Genomic DNA, 18601 nt, shown 5'->3' on the forward strand with positions numbered 1-18601 from the left:
TTAGGCCGCAATGGGGAGAATTAGCTACCGGCGAGCTTATGTCCTCGTTCGCGTCGCAGCATAAAATTCCGTCAAATTCAAATTGAGCGGCATTTCATGCAACTGGACGCGATCGATCTGCGCATTCTGGACGAGCTGCAACGCGACGGCGCGCTGTCGAACGTGGAGCTCGCGCGGCGCGTGCACCTCTCGCCTTCGCCCTGCCTGTCGCGCGTGAAGGTGCTCGAGGCGAATGGCGTGATCGACCGTTATGTCGCGCTCGCAAGCGCCAAGGCGCTGGGCCTGGGCCTCAACGTGTTCATATCGATCAGCCTCACGACGCAGAGCAAGCAGTCGCTCGCCGACTTCGAGCAGCGCATCGCCGAGCACGACGAGGTGATGGAGTGCTACCTGATGACGGGCGACAGCGACTACCTGATCCGCATCGCGGTGGCGGACATGGCGGCGCTGGAGAAATTCATCCTGGAGCAGCTCACGCCGATCCCGGGGATCGAGAAGATCCGCTCGAGCTTTGCGCTCAAGCAGGTGAGATACAAAACGGCGCTGCCGTTGCCGGCAGCGCCAGGGCAATAGCACTCCCCCCAGGCTTCGCGCACTTCGTGTCGCTGCGCCAACCCCCTCGCCGGGGGCGACACCTGCGGCCCGGCGAAGCCGGTTCCGCGGTGTCTCCCGAAAGGGCTGCTGGAGGAGTCGAAGCCGATCAGAGGCCGATCAGGCCGCCGTCGTTCTTCGTGATGACGATGGTCGCCGAGCGCGGGCGGGCGTTGCCGCCTTCGGGCCAGTGGCTGAGGAACTTCGTCGGGTCAGAGATATTGGTCTTGACCGTGTTCTCGCCCGGGTGCTGAATGTTCACAAACAGCGCGCGGCCGTCGCCCGATTCGGCGATACCGGTGATTTCGCAATCGATCGGACCAACCAGGAATCGGCGCAGACCATCGGTGCCCGGAGCCTTGCCGACGAAGGTGGCTTGCGTGGCAGTGGTGGAGCCGTCGACGTTGGTGATGGTCTTCGCGCCACCGTCGCCCACCTTGCCCGGCAGGGCGGCGAGCAGCATGCAGTTGGTCACATCGGTATACGCGCCGTCGTCGGTCTCCAGCCAAAGGAGGCCGGGAGCTGCCTGACTGAACCACATGCCGTCAGGGCTGGAGAAATCGTTGTCGGCGGTGAGCTGCGAGACGTTGACGTCAGCCGAGGCGGTGGAACGCGCGCCGAAGAGGTACACGTCCCATTTGAAGGTGACTGCAGCGGGGTCGCCACCAGCGTCCGCGAAGCGAACGATATGGCCATTGGGATTGCCCTTCTGCGACTTGCCCGCTGTCGTCTTGTCGTCGTAGAAGCGCGGATTGGCACCATCGGTCTGGCCGATCGCTCGCGAACTCGAATTGGTGTTGGTCAGAGTGACATAGACCTCGCCGGTCTTCGGATTGACGGCCGTCCATTCGGGGCGGTCCATCTTCGTCGCCTTGACCACATCAGCGGCAAGGCGCGTGTTGATGGCGACGTCAGCTGAATCGGCGAAAGCGTAGTCCGCGTTGCTTGCGGTAATGCCGTTCACGCCGAACTTGAGCTCGAGCCAGTCGCCCGTGCCATCGGCCTTGAACTTGGCGACGTAGAGCTTGCCGTCGTCCATGTACTTGTCGCCGGCGGCCATGCCACCACCGATGTCGGCGGCGTCCCAGTTCTTGGTCGACACGAACTTGTAGATGTACTCGTTGCGCGAGTCGTCGCCCATGTACCAGACCAGCGGCTTGCCGACCACGACCGGGCCCAGGCAGGCGCCTTCGTGGCCGAAGCGGCCAAGCGCGGTACGCTTCTTGGGCGTGCTCGAGGGGGTGAACGGATCGATCTCGACCACCCAGCCGTAGGTGTTGGAACCGTTGCGATAGTCGTCAGCGGAAGTCGCGCCAAGGACTTCGGTGTTCCAGCGGGCGTGGATGTCGTCGCCTCCGGCAACAGTGGCCCAGAGTTCACGGCCGGTGCCGGTCTCGTTGCCACTACCGTCCTTCCCGCCGATGCCGTATCGCTTGAAGGAAGCCAGTTCCTTGGGAGTGCGGTTGGCATCGTCAGTGCCCGTGATACGACGGAAATAGCCGGCCCAGTTCTCTTCGCAGGTCAGGTACGTGCCCCAAGGCGTGGTGCCGTTCGCGCAGTTGTTGAGCGTGCCACGGGTCTTGCTGCCGTCGGTCGAGTACTTGGTCTTCAGGTAGTCGGTCTTGGCGGCCGGGCCCGAGAAGGTCATCTCAGTGAGCGTGTGGACACGGCGGTTGAGGTTCGAGTCCTGCTTGTAGCTCCAGGTGCTGCCGCTCTTGTTGACCTCGATCACGCTCACGCCGTGCAGGTAGAACTCGCGAAGCACTTCGTTGGCGACGGTGCGCGCGGCGGCGGTGCCGGTACCGCTGATGGTCTGGCCGGCGGGATGCAGGAACAGCGGCGTGATGGCTTCGTGGTTCATCACCAGCAGGCCGCGCGATGCACCGACGGCGTCCCACTTGTTCGACGCGTTCATGCCGAAGTAGGTCATGCCGTCGTGGTGATCGCCTGCACGGCGATCGTAGGTAGTGGCGTCGTCGGTGCCGTCATTCTTGTAAGCGGCGACACCCGAAGCGATCGGGTCGCCCAGGCGGTACAGCACGCTGGCGGTATAGCCGGCCGGCACGGTCACGACGTCGGCAAGGCTCTTGGCCACGGCATTGAAGCCGAGCTTCATCGGAGCGGGGCTGGGTGCGGGAGTCGGAGCAGGCGCCGGGGCAGGAGCCGGTGCCGGGGGCAGGACGGGGAAGGCGGTGCCGCCGCCGCCACCGCCGCCGCATGCCTGGAGCAGTGCGGTACCGGCGGTGCCGACGCCCAGGCCGAACAGGTGGCGACGGCTCAGGCGCGAGGCGATCAGGTCGTTGAACGAGGGATTCGAAGTGGGGTTGGTGCCGATGTCTTCGATTTCGACCGGACGATCGTCGGTGCGGGTGTTTGCGGTCATGCGCAATGTCTTTCTTCGTGGGTTGGAAAGGAAAACCAGCCCGCGAAGTTAGGCACTTCGTATGACGACTCCGTGAATTGATCAGCTTCCCGTCAGGTTAAGTCAGGGCTTTTCAGAAACCCTTCATCGAAGCCTTTTCCTGATCTGCGCACCCCGTTTGTTCATGGCGCGGGCAGCTGCCGCGGCCACAGCGCCCACAGCCGCAACGGCTGGTTCATGCTCGCCGCGAAGCGGCCCGCATCGGCGCCGGTGCCCGCGAAGTAATCGGCGCGCACGGCACCGAGGATGGCGCTGCCGGTGTCCTGCGCCACCACCAGCTTCTGCAATTGCGCCGCCGGTCCGCTGGATGCGAGCCACACCGGCGTGCCGTAGGGAATGCTCTCGCGGTCGACCGCGATGGAGCGGCCGGCCGTGAGCGGCACGCCCTGCGCGCCGCGCGGGCCGAAGGCGGCATCGACCTCGCTCATCGTTTCCTCGCGGAAGAACACGTAGCGCGGGTTGCTCCACATCAGCTGCGTCACGCGCTGCGGGTTCTGCGCGGCCCAGGCCTTGGTGTCGTCAGGCCACTTGCCGACCTTGGTCACGCCCTGGCTCATCAGCCACTGCTGCACGCTGCGGTAGGGCTGCTCGTTGGTGGCCGAGAAGGCCATGCGCACGGTGTGCTGCCAGCCGTTGGCCTCGGTGATGCGCAGGCGCCCGGAGCCCTGGATGTGCAGCATCAGCGCGTCGATCGGGTCGGCCATCCATGCGATCTCTCGGCCACGCAAGGCGGCCTGCGCCTCGGGCAGGGTCTCGATTTCCTGGCGCGTGTACCAGGGGCGGCGCGGCACAAGGCCATCGGGCGCCTGGTAGATCGGCACGTTGAAGGTGGCGGTGGGCACGCGCGAGGCTTCGTACACCGGCTCGTAGTAGCTCGTGAGCTTGCCTTCGGTCTGGCCGTTGAGCGCCTCGACGCGGTAAGGCTGCAGCCGCTCGGTCATCCACTGGCGCTGCTCTTCGGGTGTCGCGATGGCGAGCTGGCGCACGTCGCGGCACAGCGGCGCGAAGGCGGCATTGGGGCGCGAGCAGTTCGCCAGCAGCGCGATCCACGCCTCGTGCAGCGGGTCTTCGCCGAAGCCGGGCAGTTCGCTCCAGCCGACAGGCACCCACCGGCTCTTGGGATGCGCGAGAGAACCTGTGAGCGGACCGAGGTCGCGCGGCTGGGTAGCGGGGGGGCGGATGGGGGCCTCGGGCGTGCGCGGGCCGGTGGAACAGGCGGCGAGCGTTGCTACGATCACAAGCCCGACCAGCCACTGGAGTCCATTTCTCATGGGTTTGATTCTGCTTGAAGCCCTCGCCGCGGGACTCGTGTTCATCCTGATCATCTGGTGGACCATGTTCTCCGGCCGCAAAAAGGGTGAATTGCACGATGACGACGAGACCGAGGAAGGCCGCGACGCCACCGATCGGAACCAGCCGCCCAAAGCGTGAACTGCTTGTGCAGTCCCCTGCCGCGCGGCGGTGTCGGACAACCACCCAATTGCTATTACTTTGGTAGCAATCATCGCAGCATTCATGCGCGAAGACGAAACTTTTCTTATTTTCCGTAGGGCTTTGAGCCCGTACCATCACGCATTCCCCGAAGGCTAAGCTGTGGCCCGCCTGATTCAACCTTGAAAGGGATCGCCATGAAAAAGTTCGTACTCGCCACCACCGCCGCCGCGCTCGTCCTGTCCGGCTGCGCGGGCGGCATGACCGACACGCAGCGCAACACCGGCATCGGCGCCGGCATCGGCGCGCTCGGCGGTGCCGCGATCGGCTCTGCCACCGGCGGCAACCGCGGCGCCATCGGCACGGGTGCCGTGCTGGGCGCGGCGGCCGGCGCGCTCGGCGGCTACCTGTGGTCGCAGCGCATGGAGAACCAGAAGCGCCAGATGGAAGCCGCCACGCAGGGCACCGGCGTGGCCGTCACGCAGACGCCCAACAACGAGCTGAAGCTGCAGATCCCGAGCGACGTGTCCTTCGACGTGGGCCGCGCCAACATCAAGCCCAACTTCGCGCCGGTGCTCGACCAGTTCGCCAGCGGCCTGCGCAACAACCCGAACGCCGAGGTGCGCATCATCGGCCACACCGACAGCACCGGCTCGGACGCCATCAACAACCCGCTGTCGGTCGAACGCGCCACCAGCACCCGCGACTACCTCGTGGCGCGCGGCGTGAACGCGGCGGCCTTCCGCATCGAAGGCCGCGGTTCGCGCGAGCCTGTCGCGGACAACAACAGCGACGCGGGCCGGGCGCAGAACCGCCGCGTCGAAATCTACGTGGGCGAGCGCGCGCCGCAAGGCTGAGCGATCTCCGGCACACGAAGGGAAACCGGCCGCGTTGAAAGGCCGGTTCCCGCCATTACCGTTCCATTGGTCCATTAAGAGGGAATCTCATGAGGAAGTTTGTTGTTTCTGGCGCGGCGGCCGCCGCGTTGCTGTTCATCGCGGGCTGCGCATCGCAGTCGGCGCCGCCGCCGGCCCCCGCGCCCGCAGCTGCACCGGCCGCACCGGCCAACAGCTGGACAGCCCGCCTGGCCGCCCTGAAGACCGACCTCGAGACCTCGACCAAGGGCACGGGCGTGGTGATCGAGCAGACCGCCGACAACCAGCTTCACCTGGTGATCCCGAACGAGCTGTCGTTCGACACCGGCCGCGCCAACGTCAAGCGCAACCTCGCGCAGGTGCTCGACAAGGTCGCCGAAGGCCTGAAGAGCGCCACCTCCGCCAGCGTGCGCGTGGTCGGCCACACCGACAGCACCGGCAGCGAGGAAGGCAACGAGCGCCTGTCGGTGAGCCGCGCCGACAGCGTGCGCAACCACCTCGTGAGCCGCGGCATCTCGACCACGGTCATCACCACCGACGGCCGCGGCTCGCGCGAGCCGCTGGCGGACAACAACACGGCCGCCGGCCGCGCCCAGAACCGCCGCGTCGAAATCTTCGTCGCGGAAAAGGCCTGATCCTGGCCCCTTCCAGAAATACCGCGGAACCGGCTTTGCCGGGCCGCTGGTATTGCCCCCTGCAAGGGGGTTGGCGGCCACACGAAGTGGGCAAGCCTGGGGGTTAGCCCAGTTCTCTCAGGCGGTTGGCCAGTTCCACCGCCGACTTCACTTCCATCTTGTCGAACACGCGCGCGCGGTGGACTTCCACCGTGCGCACGCTGATCGCGAGCTGGTCGGCGATGAGCTTGTTGGGCAGGCCTTCGATCACCAGCCGCATCACGTCGCGCTCGCGCTCGGTCAGCTCGCCGATGCGCTCGGCCAGGCCCCGGCGCGCGCGCTGCACTTCCAGCGCCTGCAGCGACGCGTTCAACGCATGCTCGATGCGGTCGACCAGCGCGTTGTCCGAGAACGGCTTCTCGCAGAAATCGAAAGCGCCGCGCTTGACCGCGTCGACGGCCGTCGGCACGTCGGCATGGCCCGTGAGGAAGATCACCGGCATCGCCGGCAGCAGGCCGCGCTCGACGATGCGGTCGAACAGCACCAGCCCGCTGGTGCCGGGCATGCGCACATCGAGCAGCAGGCACAGCGGCTGCTGCGGCAGTGGCCCTTGGTCGAGGAACTGCTCGAACGCCTCCGCGCTCGCGAAGTGCTCGCTGGCCAGGCGACGCGAACGCAGCAGCCAGGCCAGCGCCTCGCGCACGCTGGCGTCGTCGTCCACGATGAAGATCAAGCCGTCGATCAGCGGTTGCATATCAATTGAATTCCAAAAACAAGCGCATTCCCTTTCGGGGGACACCGCGGAGCCGGCTTTGCCGGGCCGCAGGTGTCGCCCCCGGCGAGGGGGTTGGCGCAGCGACACGAAGTGCGCGAAGCCTGGGGGTGAATCATGTACTTGGTAGCGTGAACCTGAAGACCGTGCCGCGCGGCTTGTTGGGCTCGTACACGAGCGCCCCGCCGTGCTGCTCGACCACGGTGCGGCACAGGCTCAGGCCGAGCCCCATGCCGTCGGCGCGCGTGGTGAAGAAAGGCGTGAAGAGCCGCTCGGCCACATCCGCGCCGATGCCGCTGCCGAGATCGGCCACCGAGAACTCGAGCCAGCGCCGGCCGTCTTCCTGCACCGCACCGCCCACCGCCGTGGCGCGCGCCACGCGCAGCCGCAGCACGCGGCTGCCGACATTGTCGGGGCTGTCCATGGCCTGCATCGCGTTGCGCGCGAGGTTCAGCAGCACCTGCTCGACCAGCGTGCGATCGCACATGGCCGCAGGCAGGCGGTCTTCCAGCACCACCTCGATGATCACGCCCAGCTTGCGCGCCTGCAGCCTCACGAGCGGCAGCACCGCGTCGATCAGCGCCTGCGGCGCCACCGCCTCGCGCGTGCGGTCGCGCCGGCGCACGAAGTCGTGCACGCTGCGGATCACCTGCCCCGCACGGTCGGCCTGCTCGGCGATGCGCTTCACGGCCATCGCCACCTCGCCCTGGTCGCCCTTGGCCTCGGGCCCCAGCAGGTTGAGCGAGCCGCTCGCGTAGCTGGCGATGGCGGCCAGCGGCTGGGTGAGCTCGTGGCTCAAGAGCGAAGCCATCTCGCCCACGGTGGCCAGCCGCGCGCTGGCCTGCAGGCGTTCCTGGCTGGCGCGCGAGAGTTCCTCGATGCGGCGCTGCTCGCTCACGTCGATGAACGCGCTCATCCAGCCGGTCTGCACCTTGTGCGCATTGATCAGCGGCGCTTCGAAGATCAGCACCGGAAAGCGCGTGCCGTCCTTGCGCATGAAGACCGATTCGAAGCCCTCGCGCGGCGGCATGCCGCCCGCGAGCCTGCGCGCCTGCCGCTGCTGGTATTCGTGCGCCAGCTCGGTGGGCCAGTAAGGGGCCTCGGCGTTGTCCGCCATGAGCTCCTCGGGGCTGAAGCCCACCATCTCGCAGAAGGCCGGGTTCACGTAGGTGATGCGGCCCTGCAGGTCGCGCGCGCGCAGGCCGGTGATGACCGAGTCTTCCATCGCCTTGCGGAAGGCGAGCGCGTCGGCCAGGTCGCGCTCGGCGCGCAGGCGCCGGCGCGTGTCGCGCGCGAGCAGCACCAGCACCGACACCAGCGCGATGGAAATCGCCGTGACCAGCGCCGTGAGCATGTTCGGGAACAGGTCGGGCGCGGCGCGCCAGCCGTCCACGCGCAGCATCAGCGCGGTGCCCGGCAGGTCGATGAGCTGCTGCGAGGTGAACACCCGCGTGCCGGTGCGCCGCGAGCTGCCCAGCGCCACCAGCCGCGTGCCGTCGGCCTCGGTGAACGCCACCTCCTGGCCGCGCGTAAGCGTGGGGCCGACGAGTTCGATCAGCGCGTCGCGCAGCGAATAGCTCGCCACGAGATATCCGCCGGCATCGATGGGCACGCACAGCTCCATCACCTCGATGCCGCCGCCGCCCGCGATGGGCACGTAGTGGCTCGGCGAATAAGCCGAAGCGCCCAGCTTGCGCGCGGCGGCGCAGGCCAGCGTCACGTCGGACTGCTCGGGGCCGCGCGTGTCCTCGTCGAGCACGCGCATGCGATAGGGCGTGTTGACGGCCTGCAGCGGACGCAGCGCGGCGTCGCGCCACTCGAGCCGCAGCCATTCGCGGTGCTCGCGCAGCAGCGCCGACGCGGTCTCCGACCACTTCGCGGCATCGGCGCCCGGCGCCTGCGTGGCGCGCAGGCTCTGCGCGTTTCGCTGGAAGCCGCTGCGCAGGTCGGAGACCGCGTCGGCGGTGTCGCGGTCGAGCGCGGCCTGCACCTGCTCGACCTCGTGCCGGCCCGCGAGCCACACCACCGTGACCAGCAGCACAGACACCAGCACCGCCAGCAGCAGCCACAGAAACCAGCGCTGCCACAGCGAGCGCAGCCGGCCGTACGCCAGCAGCGCCCACCGCTGTGGTGCGACGGTCAGCAGTGCATCAGACATGCCGGTAACACCGCCGCACGCGAGGTACGGGGCTTATTCCAGGAACACCGCGGAACCGGCTTTGCCGGGCCGCCGGTGTTGCCCCCTGGAAGGGGGTTGGCGGCCACACGAAGTGGGCAAGCCTGGGGGTCATCTAAATAACGCTGTGCGAGAGCACGGGCAACTGCGTGCGCGTGCTCTGCACCTTTGCCGCGTCGATGTCGAACAGCACCACGCCCTCTTCGGTGGCCTGCTGCGCCACCACCGTGCCCCACGGGTCGACGACCAGCGACTGGCCCCAGGTCTGGCGGCCGTTCTCGTGGGTGCCGCCCTGCGCGGGCGCGACCACCCAGGCCAGGTTCTCGATGGCGCGGGCGCGCAGCAGCACCTCCCAGTGCGCGGCGCCGGTGGTGCGCGTGAAGGCGCTGGGCACCAGCAGCAGGTCGGCGCCCTGTTTGGCGAGCGCGCGGTACAGCTCGGGAAAGCGCAGGTCGTAGCACACGCTCATGCCAATGCGCCAGCGGTGGCCGTCGCGCGAGGGCAGATCGAACACCACCGGCTTCGCGCCGGGCGCGATGACGCGGCGCTCGTCGTAGCGCTCGGTGCCGTTGTCGAAGAAGAAGAGATGGATCTTGTCGTAGCGCGCCACGCAGCGGCCGTCGGGCGAGAAGGCCAGCGAGCTGTTGAACACGTGCTCGGCGTCGGTGCTCTCGATGGGCAGCGTGCCGCCGACGATCCACAGCCCGAACTCGCGCGCCGCGTCGGCCAGGAAGCCCTGCACCGTGCCGGCGCCGGCGGTCTCGCGCAGGCCCAGCTTGTCGGTGTCGCGCGCGCCCATCATGCAGAAATACTCGGGCAGCACCGCGAGCTCGGCGCCCGCCGCGGCGGCTTGCGCGAGCAGGTCGTGGGCGCGCGCGAGATTGGCTTCGCGGGCGATGGCCGACACCATCTGGATGGCTGCGACTTTCATTGCTTGGTCTCCGATTTCTTGCCGTCGTCCGCGGTCTGCGAGGCGGGCGGCAGCCCCGGCACGCCGGGAATGCTCTGCGGCAGCAGCTGCAGCGTGCGCGGCACCTTCGCTATTTTGGGGTCGGTCCAGGTGCCCTCGACGTGGAACTCCTGCGTGGCCGCCGCCGCCAGCGGCTTGCTCAGCACCCATTGCGCGAGGAATGTGCCCAGGCCGATGGCCGGGTTGATGGCGGTGGCCACCAGCGCCGCGGTGCCGGCGTTGATCTCGGGCACGACCACCACGCGCAGGTTCTGCGTCTCGCGCACGATGTCGGCCGAGCCGTCCATCAGCGCGGCGGCGTTGACGCCCTTCATCTGCAGGTTGTTGGTGCTGGCGATGCCCTTGTTGATCTTCGCGTCGCCGCGGATGAAGTCGAAGGCGAAACCCTCGCTGAACACGTCGCGGAAGTCGAGCGTGAGCCGGCGCGGCAGCGCCTGCAGGCTCAGCACGCCGAGCAGCTTGGCCAGCCCCGGGTCGGCCTTGAGAAACTGGCCCTGCTCCACGTCGACCTGCAGCTGGCCGCCCAGGCTCGGGTAGTCGAGCGAGAAAGGCGAGCCGCGCCAGTTGACGTCGCCCTCCATCCTGCCGCGCCCGCGCCGCAGCACGCCGGGCATGCCGAAGCGCGTGAGCAGCTCGCCGGCGTCAGCGATGTCGAGCCTGAAGGTCATGGCGGTGCGGCGCTGGCCGGCCGCCGCGCCGGGCACCGCAGCCCAGGTGCCCTTGGCCGCGAAGCTGGCCTCGGGCATGGTGAACGTCAGCTTGTTGAGCAGCCATTCGCGGCCCGCCCCGCCGCGGTTGACCGCATCGATCTCGGCCCGGCCGAGGCGCTTGCCGAGCAGCTCGAAGTCGTCGATCACGATGTCCAGCGCCGGCAGGGTGCCGGGCTGCTCGTCGAGCAGGGTCTCGACCTGCGTGGCCTCGGAGGGCGCGATCTTCAGCCGCGCGAGCCGCGCATAGAGGCGTCCGGCCTGCGCGTGGCGGTATTCGGCGTAGCCGCTGAGCTCGGTGGCGTCGATGTTGGCGCGCCAGACGCTGCCTTCGCGCGTGCCGCCGAGCACCACGTTGTGCAGCGTGCGGCCCGCAATGCCGAGTTGCTGCGCGCGCACCGCGATGCGTGTGGGCAGGTAGGCCATCGACGGATCGTCGGGGCGCTCGGGGGCCTCCGCGCCGGCCGTGCCCGTGGCCTCGCCGAGCAGCGCCTGCCAGGCGGCCATGTCGAGCTTGGCGACGTTGACGTTCGCGAACACACCCTTGTCGGGCAGGCTGGCGGTTTCACCCTGGGCGAGGCCCACGCCGATGCTGCCGCGCAGCACGCGCGCCTCGCCGCCGGGCAGCAAGTCGCGCACGTACTGCACGGCGCCGACGCGGCCGAGGTCGAGCGAGAGCTGGTCCTGGGTGGCCGCCGTCACGCCCTGCTTGCTGGTTTCGCGCGCGAGCACCTTCTTCTCGATGCGCAGCGGCATCTGCTCCTCGGCCGTCTTCACGAGCGGCGGCGGCAGCTGCAGCGCGAGCCCCTGCAGGCTGCTGGTGAGCGAGAACTCGGTCGCGCCGTCGCGCACCGAGAAGGCGGCGGCGAAGGGCGTGCTGCCGGTCGCCTTCTTGGCGAGGCGCGCGAGCCAGTCGACCTCGCGCGCGCCGCGCAGGCCGTCGGCGGTGGCCGTGCCTTGGGCCTTCAGGGCCACCTCGCGGTTGGGGCCGCTGAAGCGGCCGCGGCCTTCCAGGCGGACGTCGCCGCCCAGCAGCTTCGCCTGCACGCCGGCCAGCGAGAAGCCGGTTTCGGTGAAGTTGACGGTGCCCTTCGTCTGAGTGAACGACGGCGCCTCGGGCACCACCTGCAGCTCGTTGTCGGCCAGCGCCACGCTGGCCTGCACCTTGGCGTTGTCCATGGCCTCCAGCGGCAGCTCGAGGTGCAGCTTGTAGTCGGCCGAGCCGGTGGCGCGCGCGGCCAGCATGATCTCTCCCACGCCGCCCGGCTCGGTGCCGGCCAGCGGCGCACCCACGCGCAGCACCTCGCCCAGCGGCCCCTTGGCCTGCACGTCGACGCGCAGCACCTGCGCGTGGTGCGACAGCTCCGGAATCTGCGCCTCGCCCTTGGTCACTTCTACGCCGGTGGTGCCGACCAGGCGGCCGCGCGCGTTGCGCACCAGCATGCTGTCGCGCTCGAACACCAGCTCGCCCGACAGGCCGGTGAGCGGCGGCCAAACGCGCGCAGGCGTGCCGTTGCGCGAAGGCGTGGCGCCCGTGATGGCGGGCGGCGCGTAGGCGTAGTTGACGTCCGACACCTTGGCGGCGATGCGGAAGTCGCCCTGCTTCGGGTCCTTGAACGGCATGTCGTAGAGGTCGCCGCGCACGCGGAAGTCGACGTTGCTCGCGACGCCCTTGGTGACGGCCTCGCGCACGTAGTCGCGCGTGTGCTGGGGAATGTCCATCGGCAGGTAGCGGAACACGCGCGTGCCGTCGGCGCGCGTGAGCTTGCCCTGCAGGTCGAGCACGCCGGGAAAGCGCGACTTGCTGCTCGACGTTGCCGGATCGCTGGTGCGCCAGCTGGCCTGGGCCTCGCCCTCGGCATCGGTGTTGGCGAAGCTCAGCTTGGACATCTGCAGCTGGGCGCTGCCATTGCCGTTGTCGAGCTTCCATTGCAGCTGCGTGGAGAGCCGGTCGACGGGAATGATGGGGTCTTCGAACACGCCCGGGAACTCGAGCGTGCCCTGCGCGATGGCGAGCGTGGCGGTGCCGCCGGTGTGGGTGGCGTCGAAGTCGATGGTGGCGCCGCTCAGGCCGGGGGTGCCGCTGTGGATCTTGTGCGGCGCCGCGGCGGCCGTTGTTGCCGCTGTCGCTACCGCGGCCGTCTGCGTCACCTTGGGCGCGGATGGCGCCTGCTGCAAAGGCGCCATCGCCGCATCGGCCGCGGCCGGCTGCGAGGCGATGCGCAGTCCGCTGACGCGGCCCTTGGCCTGGTAGCGGGTGGGCGCGCCCAGCGAGCCCTGCCAGTTCAGGTCGACGTGCTCGACCAGGCCGCGCGGAGCGTACGCGCCGAGCAGGCGGTGCGTGGCGTCGCCCAGCGGCAGCCGGTCGGCGATGAGGGCGAGCGCGGCAAGGTCGAGCCGGTCGGCGCGCAGCGCGCCGTGCTCCGGCGTGCGGCCCCTGCCGGGCGTGTGCTGCAGCCACAGGTTGCCGCCGGGCCATCGCAGGCCGTCGGTGGTGTCGAACTGCAGCGCGGTGGTGGCGAATTCGAGCGTCTCCTCGGTCAGCTGGCCCGAGAGGCGGCCGGTGACGGCGCGCAGCACCAGCGGCTGCAGGCCCTTGTCCAGCGAGACGTCGACCTTGTCGAGCCCCAGGTCGGCCGCGCCGCCGACGACCTGACCGTCGTCCACGTCGGCCCACAGGCGCAGCGCGCCGTTGCCTTCGCGGATGCGTGCGTCGAGCGAGACGTACTGGCCGAGCCGGGTCACATCGATGTAGGGCAGGTCGGCGTAGAGCTGGCCGTCCCAGGTCTGCCAGTGGCCGCTGCGGATGGACAAGAGCGGCTGGCGGAACTGGCCGCGCAGGGTGAAGCGCTCGCCCCAGCCGGCCGGCGGCGTGGCGTCGAGCCGCAGGCCATGGCGCCGGGCGCTGTTGCGCGCGACGAAGCGCACGTCGGTCAGCAGCAGGGGCTCGGCCTGGCGCTGCTCGTCGGTCCAGCGCACGGTACCGCCTTCGATGACCAGCTCGCGCTGCGCGAAAAACCAGTCGGCGCCCCGGGTTTCTCCGGTCGTATCGGTCGCCATGTGCAAACCAGCCACATGGAGTTTTCCCTGAGAGTCGCGGCGCACGTCGAGCTGCGGGCGTTCGATGTAGAGCTGCTCGAAGTTGAGCCGCCACAGCGATCGCGGCGACACGCTGGCCACCACGCGTGCGAGGCGAAGGGCCTCGCGGTTGTCCGCGTCCTGCAGCACCACGTCGCGCAGTTCGAAGGCCGGGAAAAGCCCTTCGGAGCGGGCGGTGATCGATCCGATGCGCACCGGCACGCCGATGGCCTTGCTAGCCTGCGCCTCCAGTGCGTCACGAAAATCGCCGATTCGCGGCACAATCCACGCGTGTAGGACAACGACTGACAGCGCCAGCAGAAGCCATGCAGCGATCAACAGACCCAGCAGCCAGCGCGCTGCCACAGCGGTGATTTTGAGCAGACGTGAAGGGGAAGACGCCGTGTCGTTCATTGAGGATCGCGCTGTGTCCGGAATTATGACCGCCAGCTATCAGAGGGGTTCCACGGAAACCAGCATCGGTGTGAACCAGTTGCCAGACACCATTTCTCCCAATTCTTCGGTGCGGAACGAGACGTTCTCTTCTTATTCGAGATTCGTTCAGCGCCTGCGTCGCAGGTATGCGGCCGAGCTTTCATTGCTTCCCCCTGGCGCGCCGCGGCGCGAATCGATGACGGTGGCTTACGAGGCATTGCGCCTACGTGGGGATGGCGTCGGCGATGCACTGCGGATTGTGCGGCAGCTCGTGATGGAGCGGCTTGTAACTCTTGATTGCGACGAGCAGGCCCCGCTGGCCGTGGTGACCACCGCCGTCACCGAACTGGCCGAGATGGCACTCGACATCGCGTGCCAGGAGGCCTGCCGCGAACTCGATGCGACGCACGGCGCCCCGCTCGGCCCCGAGGGCCAGCGCGCGCAGCTGTGGATCGTGGGCATGGGCAAGCTCGGCGCGCGCGAGCTCAACGTGTCGAGCGACATCGACCTGATCTACCTCTACGACGTCGACGGCGAGACCAAGGGCGACGCCGATGGTCGCGGCCGGCTGGCGAACCAGGAGTACTTCGCGCGCGCCGTGAAGCGCATCTACGCGCTGGTGGGCGACACCACCGAGCACGGCTTCGTCTTCCGCGTCGACCTGGCGCTGCGGCCCAACGGCAACTCGGGGCCCAGCGTGGTCTCGCTCGATGCGCTCGAGGAGTATTTCCAGGTGCAGGGCCGCGAGTGGGAGCGCTTCGCCTGGATGAAGAGCCGCGTGGTCGCGCCGCGCGACATCGTGGTCGCGGGCCAGGCCCAGGGGCTGCGCGGCGCGGTGCTGCCCTTCGTGTTCCGCCGCTATCTCGACTACAGCGTGTTCGATTCGCTGCGCGTGCTGCACCGGCAGATCCGCGAGCAGTCGGCGCGCCGCAGTGCCGGGCGCCCCGAGCGCGCCAACGACGTGAAGCTCTCGCGCGGTGGCATCCGCGAGATCGAGTTCACCGTGCAGCTGCTGCAGGTGGTGCGCGGGGGCCAGTTCCCCGAGCTGCGCACGCGGCCCACGCTCGACGCGCTGCAGCGCCTGGCGCGCGCCAGCCTCATGCCGCAGGAAACCGCCGATGCGCTGGCCGCGGCCTACGAGTTCCTGCGCCGCGTGGAGCACCGCATCCAGTACCTCGACGACCAGCAGACCCACGTGCTGCCGGTGTCCGACGACGACCTGCGCTGGATCGCCCAGACCATGGGCTACCCCAGCTGCTGCCCCTTCCTCGAGCAGCTCGACACGCACCGCGAGTTCGTCGCGCAGGAGTTCGACAAGCTGCTCGGCGGCGAGAAGCCCTGCAACGGCAAGTGCAATGGCAAGAAGGCCGCCGCGCCCGCCGACCTGGCCGACCTGCTCGGCGACCTGCCGCCGGCGTTCGCCGAGCGCATCCGCGACTGGTGCGAGCAGCCCCGCGTGCTGGCCCTGCGCGAGGAAACCCGCGCACGTCTGCGTCAGCTGGTGCAGCGCACCGGCGTGTGGCTGAAGGAGCCCGACGGCGACGGCGCGGGCCAGACCCCGCGCCACGTCGATGCCGCGATGCGCTGGGCCGACTGGATCGAGCCTCTGCTGCGCCGCGAAAGCTACCTCGCGCTGCTGGTCGAGCGCCCCGCCGTGCAGGAACGCCTGCTGCGCCTGCTGGGCGCCGCCAAGTGGCCCGCGCGCTACCTGATGCAGCACCCCGGCGTGATCGACGAACTGGCGAGCGACGAGATGCTCTCGGGCCGCTTCGTCGCCGCCGAGTTCGAGCGCGAGCTCGACGCACGCCACGCATCGCTCACCCGCACCGGCGAGGCCGACGAAGAGCGGCTTCTGAACCTGCTGCGCCACGCGCACCACGCCGAAGTGTTCCGCACGCTGGCGCGCGACGTGGACGGCCGCCTCACCGTCGAGCAGGTGGCCGACGACCTCAGCGCGCTGGCCGACGCCACGCTGCGCGTGACCGCCCGCTGGTGCTGGCCGCACGTGCGCAACCGGCACCGCGATGTGCCGCAGTTCGCGATCATCGGCTACGGCAAGCTGGGCGGAAAGGAGCTGGGCTACGGCAGCGACCTCGACATCGTGTTTGTCTACGACGATGACGACGAGCGTGCCGGCGAGGTCTACGCGGCCTATGTGCGCAAGCTCATCAACTGGCTCACGGTGAAGACGCGCGAGGGCGACCTGTTCGAGATCGACACCGCCCTGCGTCCCAACGGCAACTCGGGCCTGCTGACCACCAGCTTCGAGGCCTACGAGAAATACCAGCTCGGCCGCGGCAGCAACACGGCGTGGACCTGGGAGCACCAGGCCATGACGCGCGCGCGCTTCGTGCTGGGCAGCGAAGACCACGGCGCCGAGCTGGGCGCGCGCTTCGACCAGGTGCGCGAGGCGGTGCTGGTGGCGCCGCGCGACCGCGAGTCGCTGAAGGCCGAGATCATCGCGATGCGCAACAAGCTGCGCGGCGCGCGGCCGGTGAAGGCCGACCGCTTCGACGTGAAGCACAGCCCCGGCGGCATGGTCGATGCCGAGTTCGCGGTGCAGTTCCTGGTGCTGTCGTCCTCGGGCGAGCATCCGGAACTGATTCCGAACGTGGGCAACATCGCGCTGCTGCTGCGCGCCGAACTGGCCGGGCTGCTGCCCGAGGGCGTGGGCCGCAGCGCGGCGCGGGCGTATCGCGAACTGCGCCGCGTGCAGCACCGCGCTCGCCTCAACGAAGAGCCGACGCAGGTCACCCCACCCGCACTGACGGCCGAGCGCGACGCCATGCTGGCGCTGTGGAAGGCGGTATTTGGCTGAGGGAGCCCCCTCCCCGGCCACCACCGCGCTGGCGGCGTGCGCGGTAGCCGTCGCCGTTCTTCTCGCGGGTTGCGCCAGCGGCCCTCGTAGCGGTGGCGGCGTGGCCAGCGGCCGCGACGGCCCCGGCACCAACATTCCGCCGGACCTCGCCAGCGTGCCCGACGCCGAGCCGCGCATCGAACCCATCCGCACCAGCGGCGGCACCAGCAAGCCGTACACGGTGCTGGGCCGCGGCTACGCGCCGATCACCGACGACCGGCCGTTCCGCGAATCGGGGCTGGCCTCGTGGTACGGGCGCAAGTTCCACGCGGCTTCCACGTCGAGCGGCGAGCCCTACGACATGTACGCCATGACGGCCGCGCACAAGACGCTGCCGCTGCCGAGCTACGTGCGCGTGCGCAACCCGGCCAACGGTCGCGAGGTGATCGTGCGCGTGAACGACCGCGGGCCGTTCGTGGATGGCCGCGTCATCGACCTGAGCTACACGGCCGCGCTCAAGCTCGACCTGCTGCGCGGCGTGGCGCCGGTTGAGATCGAGCGGATCACGAACGACGACATCCGCACCGGTGCATGGCGACGGGATTCGGGGACTGCGTATGCGGCCGCACCGGCTCCTGCGGCTGTTCCGCTTCCGGTGCGCGTGGCGTCGGCGCGCGTGCCGCAGCAGCAGTCGCAGCAGGTGCTGGTGCCGGCCGAATGGACCGCGCCCGTTGCGGCGGCGGGCAACGACGCCTCGCAGGTGTCGACGATGCCGGTGGCGCCGCAGACGCCGATGACCTCTGCGCAGCAGGCCGGGGCGGAGCCCGAATCGGCGCAGTCGCCGCCCTCCATTCCGCCTTCGCGGCAGGCCATCGTGGTCAACGACCTGGCTCCGCTGCAGGCGGCGCCTGCGCCGGCATCACCGCCGCCCTTGTCTGCCAGCGCGGCGCAGCCCTCGGCGGCGTTGTCGGGCTTCTGGGTGCAGCTCGGTGCGTTCCGAGAGCGCGACGGTGCGCAGAGCCTGCTGAACCAGGCCGCTCGTGGCCTGCCTTCGCTCGCGTCGCAGCTTCGCGTGTTCAGCGAAGCCGGAACGCATCGGCTGCAGGCGGGGCCTTTTACCTCGCGCAACGCGGCCGGCGAGGTGATCACCCAGCTGCGCGACAGCCTGCACATCTCACCGATGGTGGTGGAGCGCAGGTAGGCAGCCCGCAAGGCTGGCTTCGCGCGATCAGAGCAGCGGCTTGACCGCAACGGGCACGCCGCTGGCGACGTTCAGGCGGTTCCAGGTATTGATCTGCGCGATCGCCACCGACAGCTCGGCAATTTCCAGGTCGCTGAAGTTGGCCTTGAGCGCCGCGAACTCGGCTTCGCGCGCGTCGTAGCGGTCGGCCAGGCGCGTGAGCGATTCGGCCCAGGCCAGTGCCGCGCGTTCGCGCTCGTTGAAAAAGCTCACCTCGCGCCACGTCGCCAGGCTGTTGATGCGCTGCCATTCCTCGCCCTGCTTGCGCAGGTCGCGCACATGCATGTCGAGGCAGTAGGCGCAGCCGTTGATCTGCGAGACGCGGGCGAAGACGTAGTCGACCAGCACCTTGCCGAGCGTGCTCGACTCGATGGTGGCGTTGACGCCGAGGATGGCCTCGAAGGACTTCGGGACGAGCTTGAACCAGTTCAGGCGCGCGGTGGTGTTCATGGTTTTCTCCGGTGGGTTGGGTTGCGTTGCGATGGAGTCGATC

13 protein-coding genes are annotated in these 18601 nt (G+C 69.1%); 6 read left to right on the forward strand and 7 right to left on the reverse strand.

Translation table 11 applies throughout. The annotated features are described in order from the left end of the window. Window positions 1–96 precede the first annotated feature (96 nt). Complete coding sequence (locus SFB74_RS32190; RefSeq protein ID WP_432728440.1) at window positions 97–573, forward strand: Lrp/AsnC family transcriptional regulator; 477 nt, start codon at window positions 97–99, stop codon at window positions 571–573. A 127-nt stretch (window positions 574–700) separates the two neighbouring features. Here SFB74_RS32190 and SFB74_RS32195 read toward each other — a convergent pair whose 3' ends face one another. Together SFB74_RS32195 and mltA are read right to left on the reverse strand one after the other, a co-directional pair. After that, entirely contained in the window at window positions 701–2974 is a 2274-nt protein-coding gene (locus SFB74_RS32195; protein ID WP_432728441.1) for a PhoX family protein, read from the reverse strand. Between the two features lie 161 nt (window positions 2975–3135). After that, window positions 3136–4284, reverse strand: a complete 1149-nt coding sequence (gene mltA, locus SFB74_RS32200; RefSeq protein ID WP_432728442.1) for a murein transglycosylase A — start codon at window positions 4282–4284, stop codon at window positions 3136–3138. Here mltA and SFB74_RS32205 point away from each other — a divergent pair. The 3 genes from SFB74_RS32205 to SFB74_RS32215 all read left to right on the forward strand — a co-directional run bounded on the left by SFB74_RS32205 (window position 4283) and on the right by SFB74_RS32215 (window position 5954). Further along, window positions 4283–4444 (forward strand): hypothetical protein, encoded by a 162-nt coding sequence (locus SFB74_RS32205; RefSeq protein WP_432728443.1) that lies wholly within the window; start codon window positions 4283–4285, stop codon window positions 4442–4444. The two genes, mltA and SFB74_RS32205, sit on opposite strands and share 2 nt — an antisense overlap. Before the next feature lie 197 nt (window positions 4445–4641). After that, entirely contained in the window at window positions 4642–5301 is a 660-nt protein-coding gene (locus SFB74_RS32210; RefSeq protein ID WP_432728444.1) for an OmpA family protein, read from the forward strand. 89 nt (window positions 5302–5390) lie between these two features. Continuing rightward, window positions 5391–5954, forward strand: coding sequence for an OmpA family protein (locus tag SFB74_RS32215; protein WP_432728445.1), 564 nt, complete (start codon window positions 5391–5393; stop codon window positions 5952–5954). A 103-nt stretch (window positions 5955–6057) separates the two neighbouring features. Here the strand turns inward: SFB74_RS32215 and SFB74_RS32220 are convergent, their stop codons facing one another. The 4 genes from SFB74_RS32220 to SFB74_RS32235 form a co-directional block, all read right to left on the reverse strand. Then, window positions 6058–6687 carry a response regulator transcription factor gene (locus tag SFB74_RS32220; protein WP_093195983.1) on the reverse strand — a complete coding sequence of 210 codons (630 nt, stop codon included), beginning with the start codon at window positions 6685–6687 and terminating at the stop codon, window positions 6058–6060. A 133-nt stretch (window positions 6688–6820) separates the two neighbouring features. Then, window positions 6821–8863 (reverse strand): two-component system sensor histidine kinase NtrB, encoded by a 2043-nt coding sequence (locus SFB74_RS32225; protein WP_432728446.1) that lies wholly within the window; start codon window positions 8861–8863, stop codon window positions 6821–6823. Window positions 8864–8996: 133 nt separating this feature from the next. Further along, window positions 8997–9812, reverse strand: coding sequence for a carbon-nitrogen hydrolase family protein (locus SFB74_RS32230; protein ID WP_432728447.1), 816 nt, complete (start codon window positions 9810–9812; stop codon window positions 8997–8999). Beyond that, complete coding sequence (locus SFB74_RS32235; RefSeq protein WP_432728448.1) at window positions 9809–14050, reverse strand: YhdP family protein; 4242 nt, start codon at window positions 14048–14050, stop codon at window positions 9809–9811. The genes SFB74_RS32230 and SFB74_RS32235 overlap by 4 nt, the downstream gene beginning before the upstream one ends. Window positions 14051–14075: 25 nt before the next feature. Between SFB74_RS32235 and glnE the strand changes: the two genes are divergently transcribed. Then, complete coding sequence (gene glnE, locus SFB74_RS32240) at window positions 14076–16889, forward strand: bifunctional [glutamate--ammonia ligase]-adenylyl-L-tyrosine phosphorylase/[glutamate--ammonia-ligase] adenylyltransferase (protein ID WP_432728449.1); 2814 nt, start codon at window positions 14076–14078, stop codon at window positions 16887–16889. Continuing rightward, entirely contained in the window at window positions 16882–18069 is a 1188-nt protein-coding gene (locus tag SFB74_RS32245) for a septal ring lytic transglycosylase RlpA family protein (protein WP_432728450.1), read from the forward strand. The genes glnE and SFB74_RS32245 overlap by 8 nt, the downstream gene beginning before the upstream one ends. 27 nt (window positions 18070–18096) lie before the next feature. On the opposite strand, the gene SFB74_RS32250 is transcribed toward SFB74_RS32245, so the two are convergent. Next, a complete protein-coding gene (locus SFB74_RS32250) occupies window positions 18097–18558 on the reverse strand; it encodes a carboxymuconolactone decarboxylase family protein (RefSeq protein WP_432728451.1) in 462 nt (153 codons plus the stop codon). Window positions 18559–18601 lie beyond the last annotated feature (43 nt).

It is taken from the genome of Variovorax xiamenensis, from assembly GCF_050916385.1.
GTDB lineage: Bacteria > Pseudomonadota > Gammaproteobacteria > Burkholderiales > Burkholderiaceae_C > Variovorax.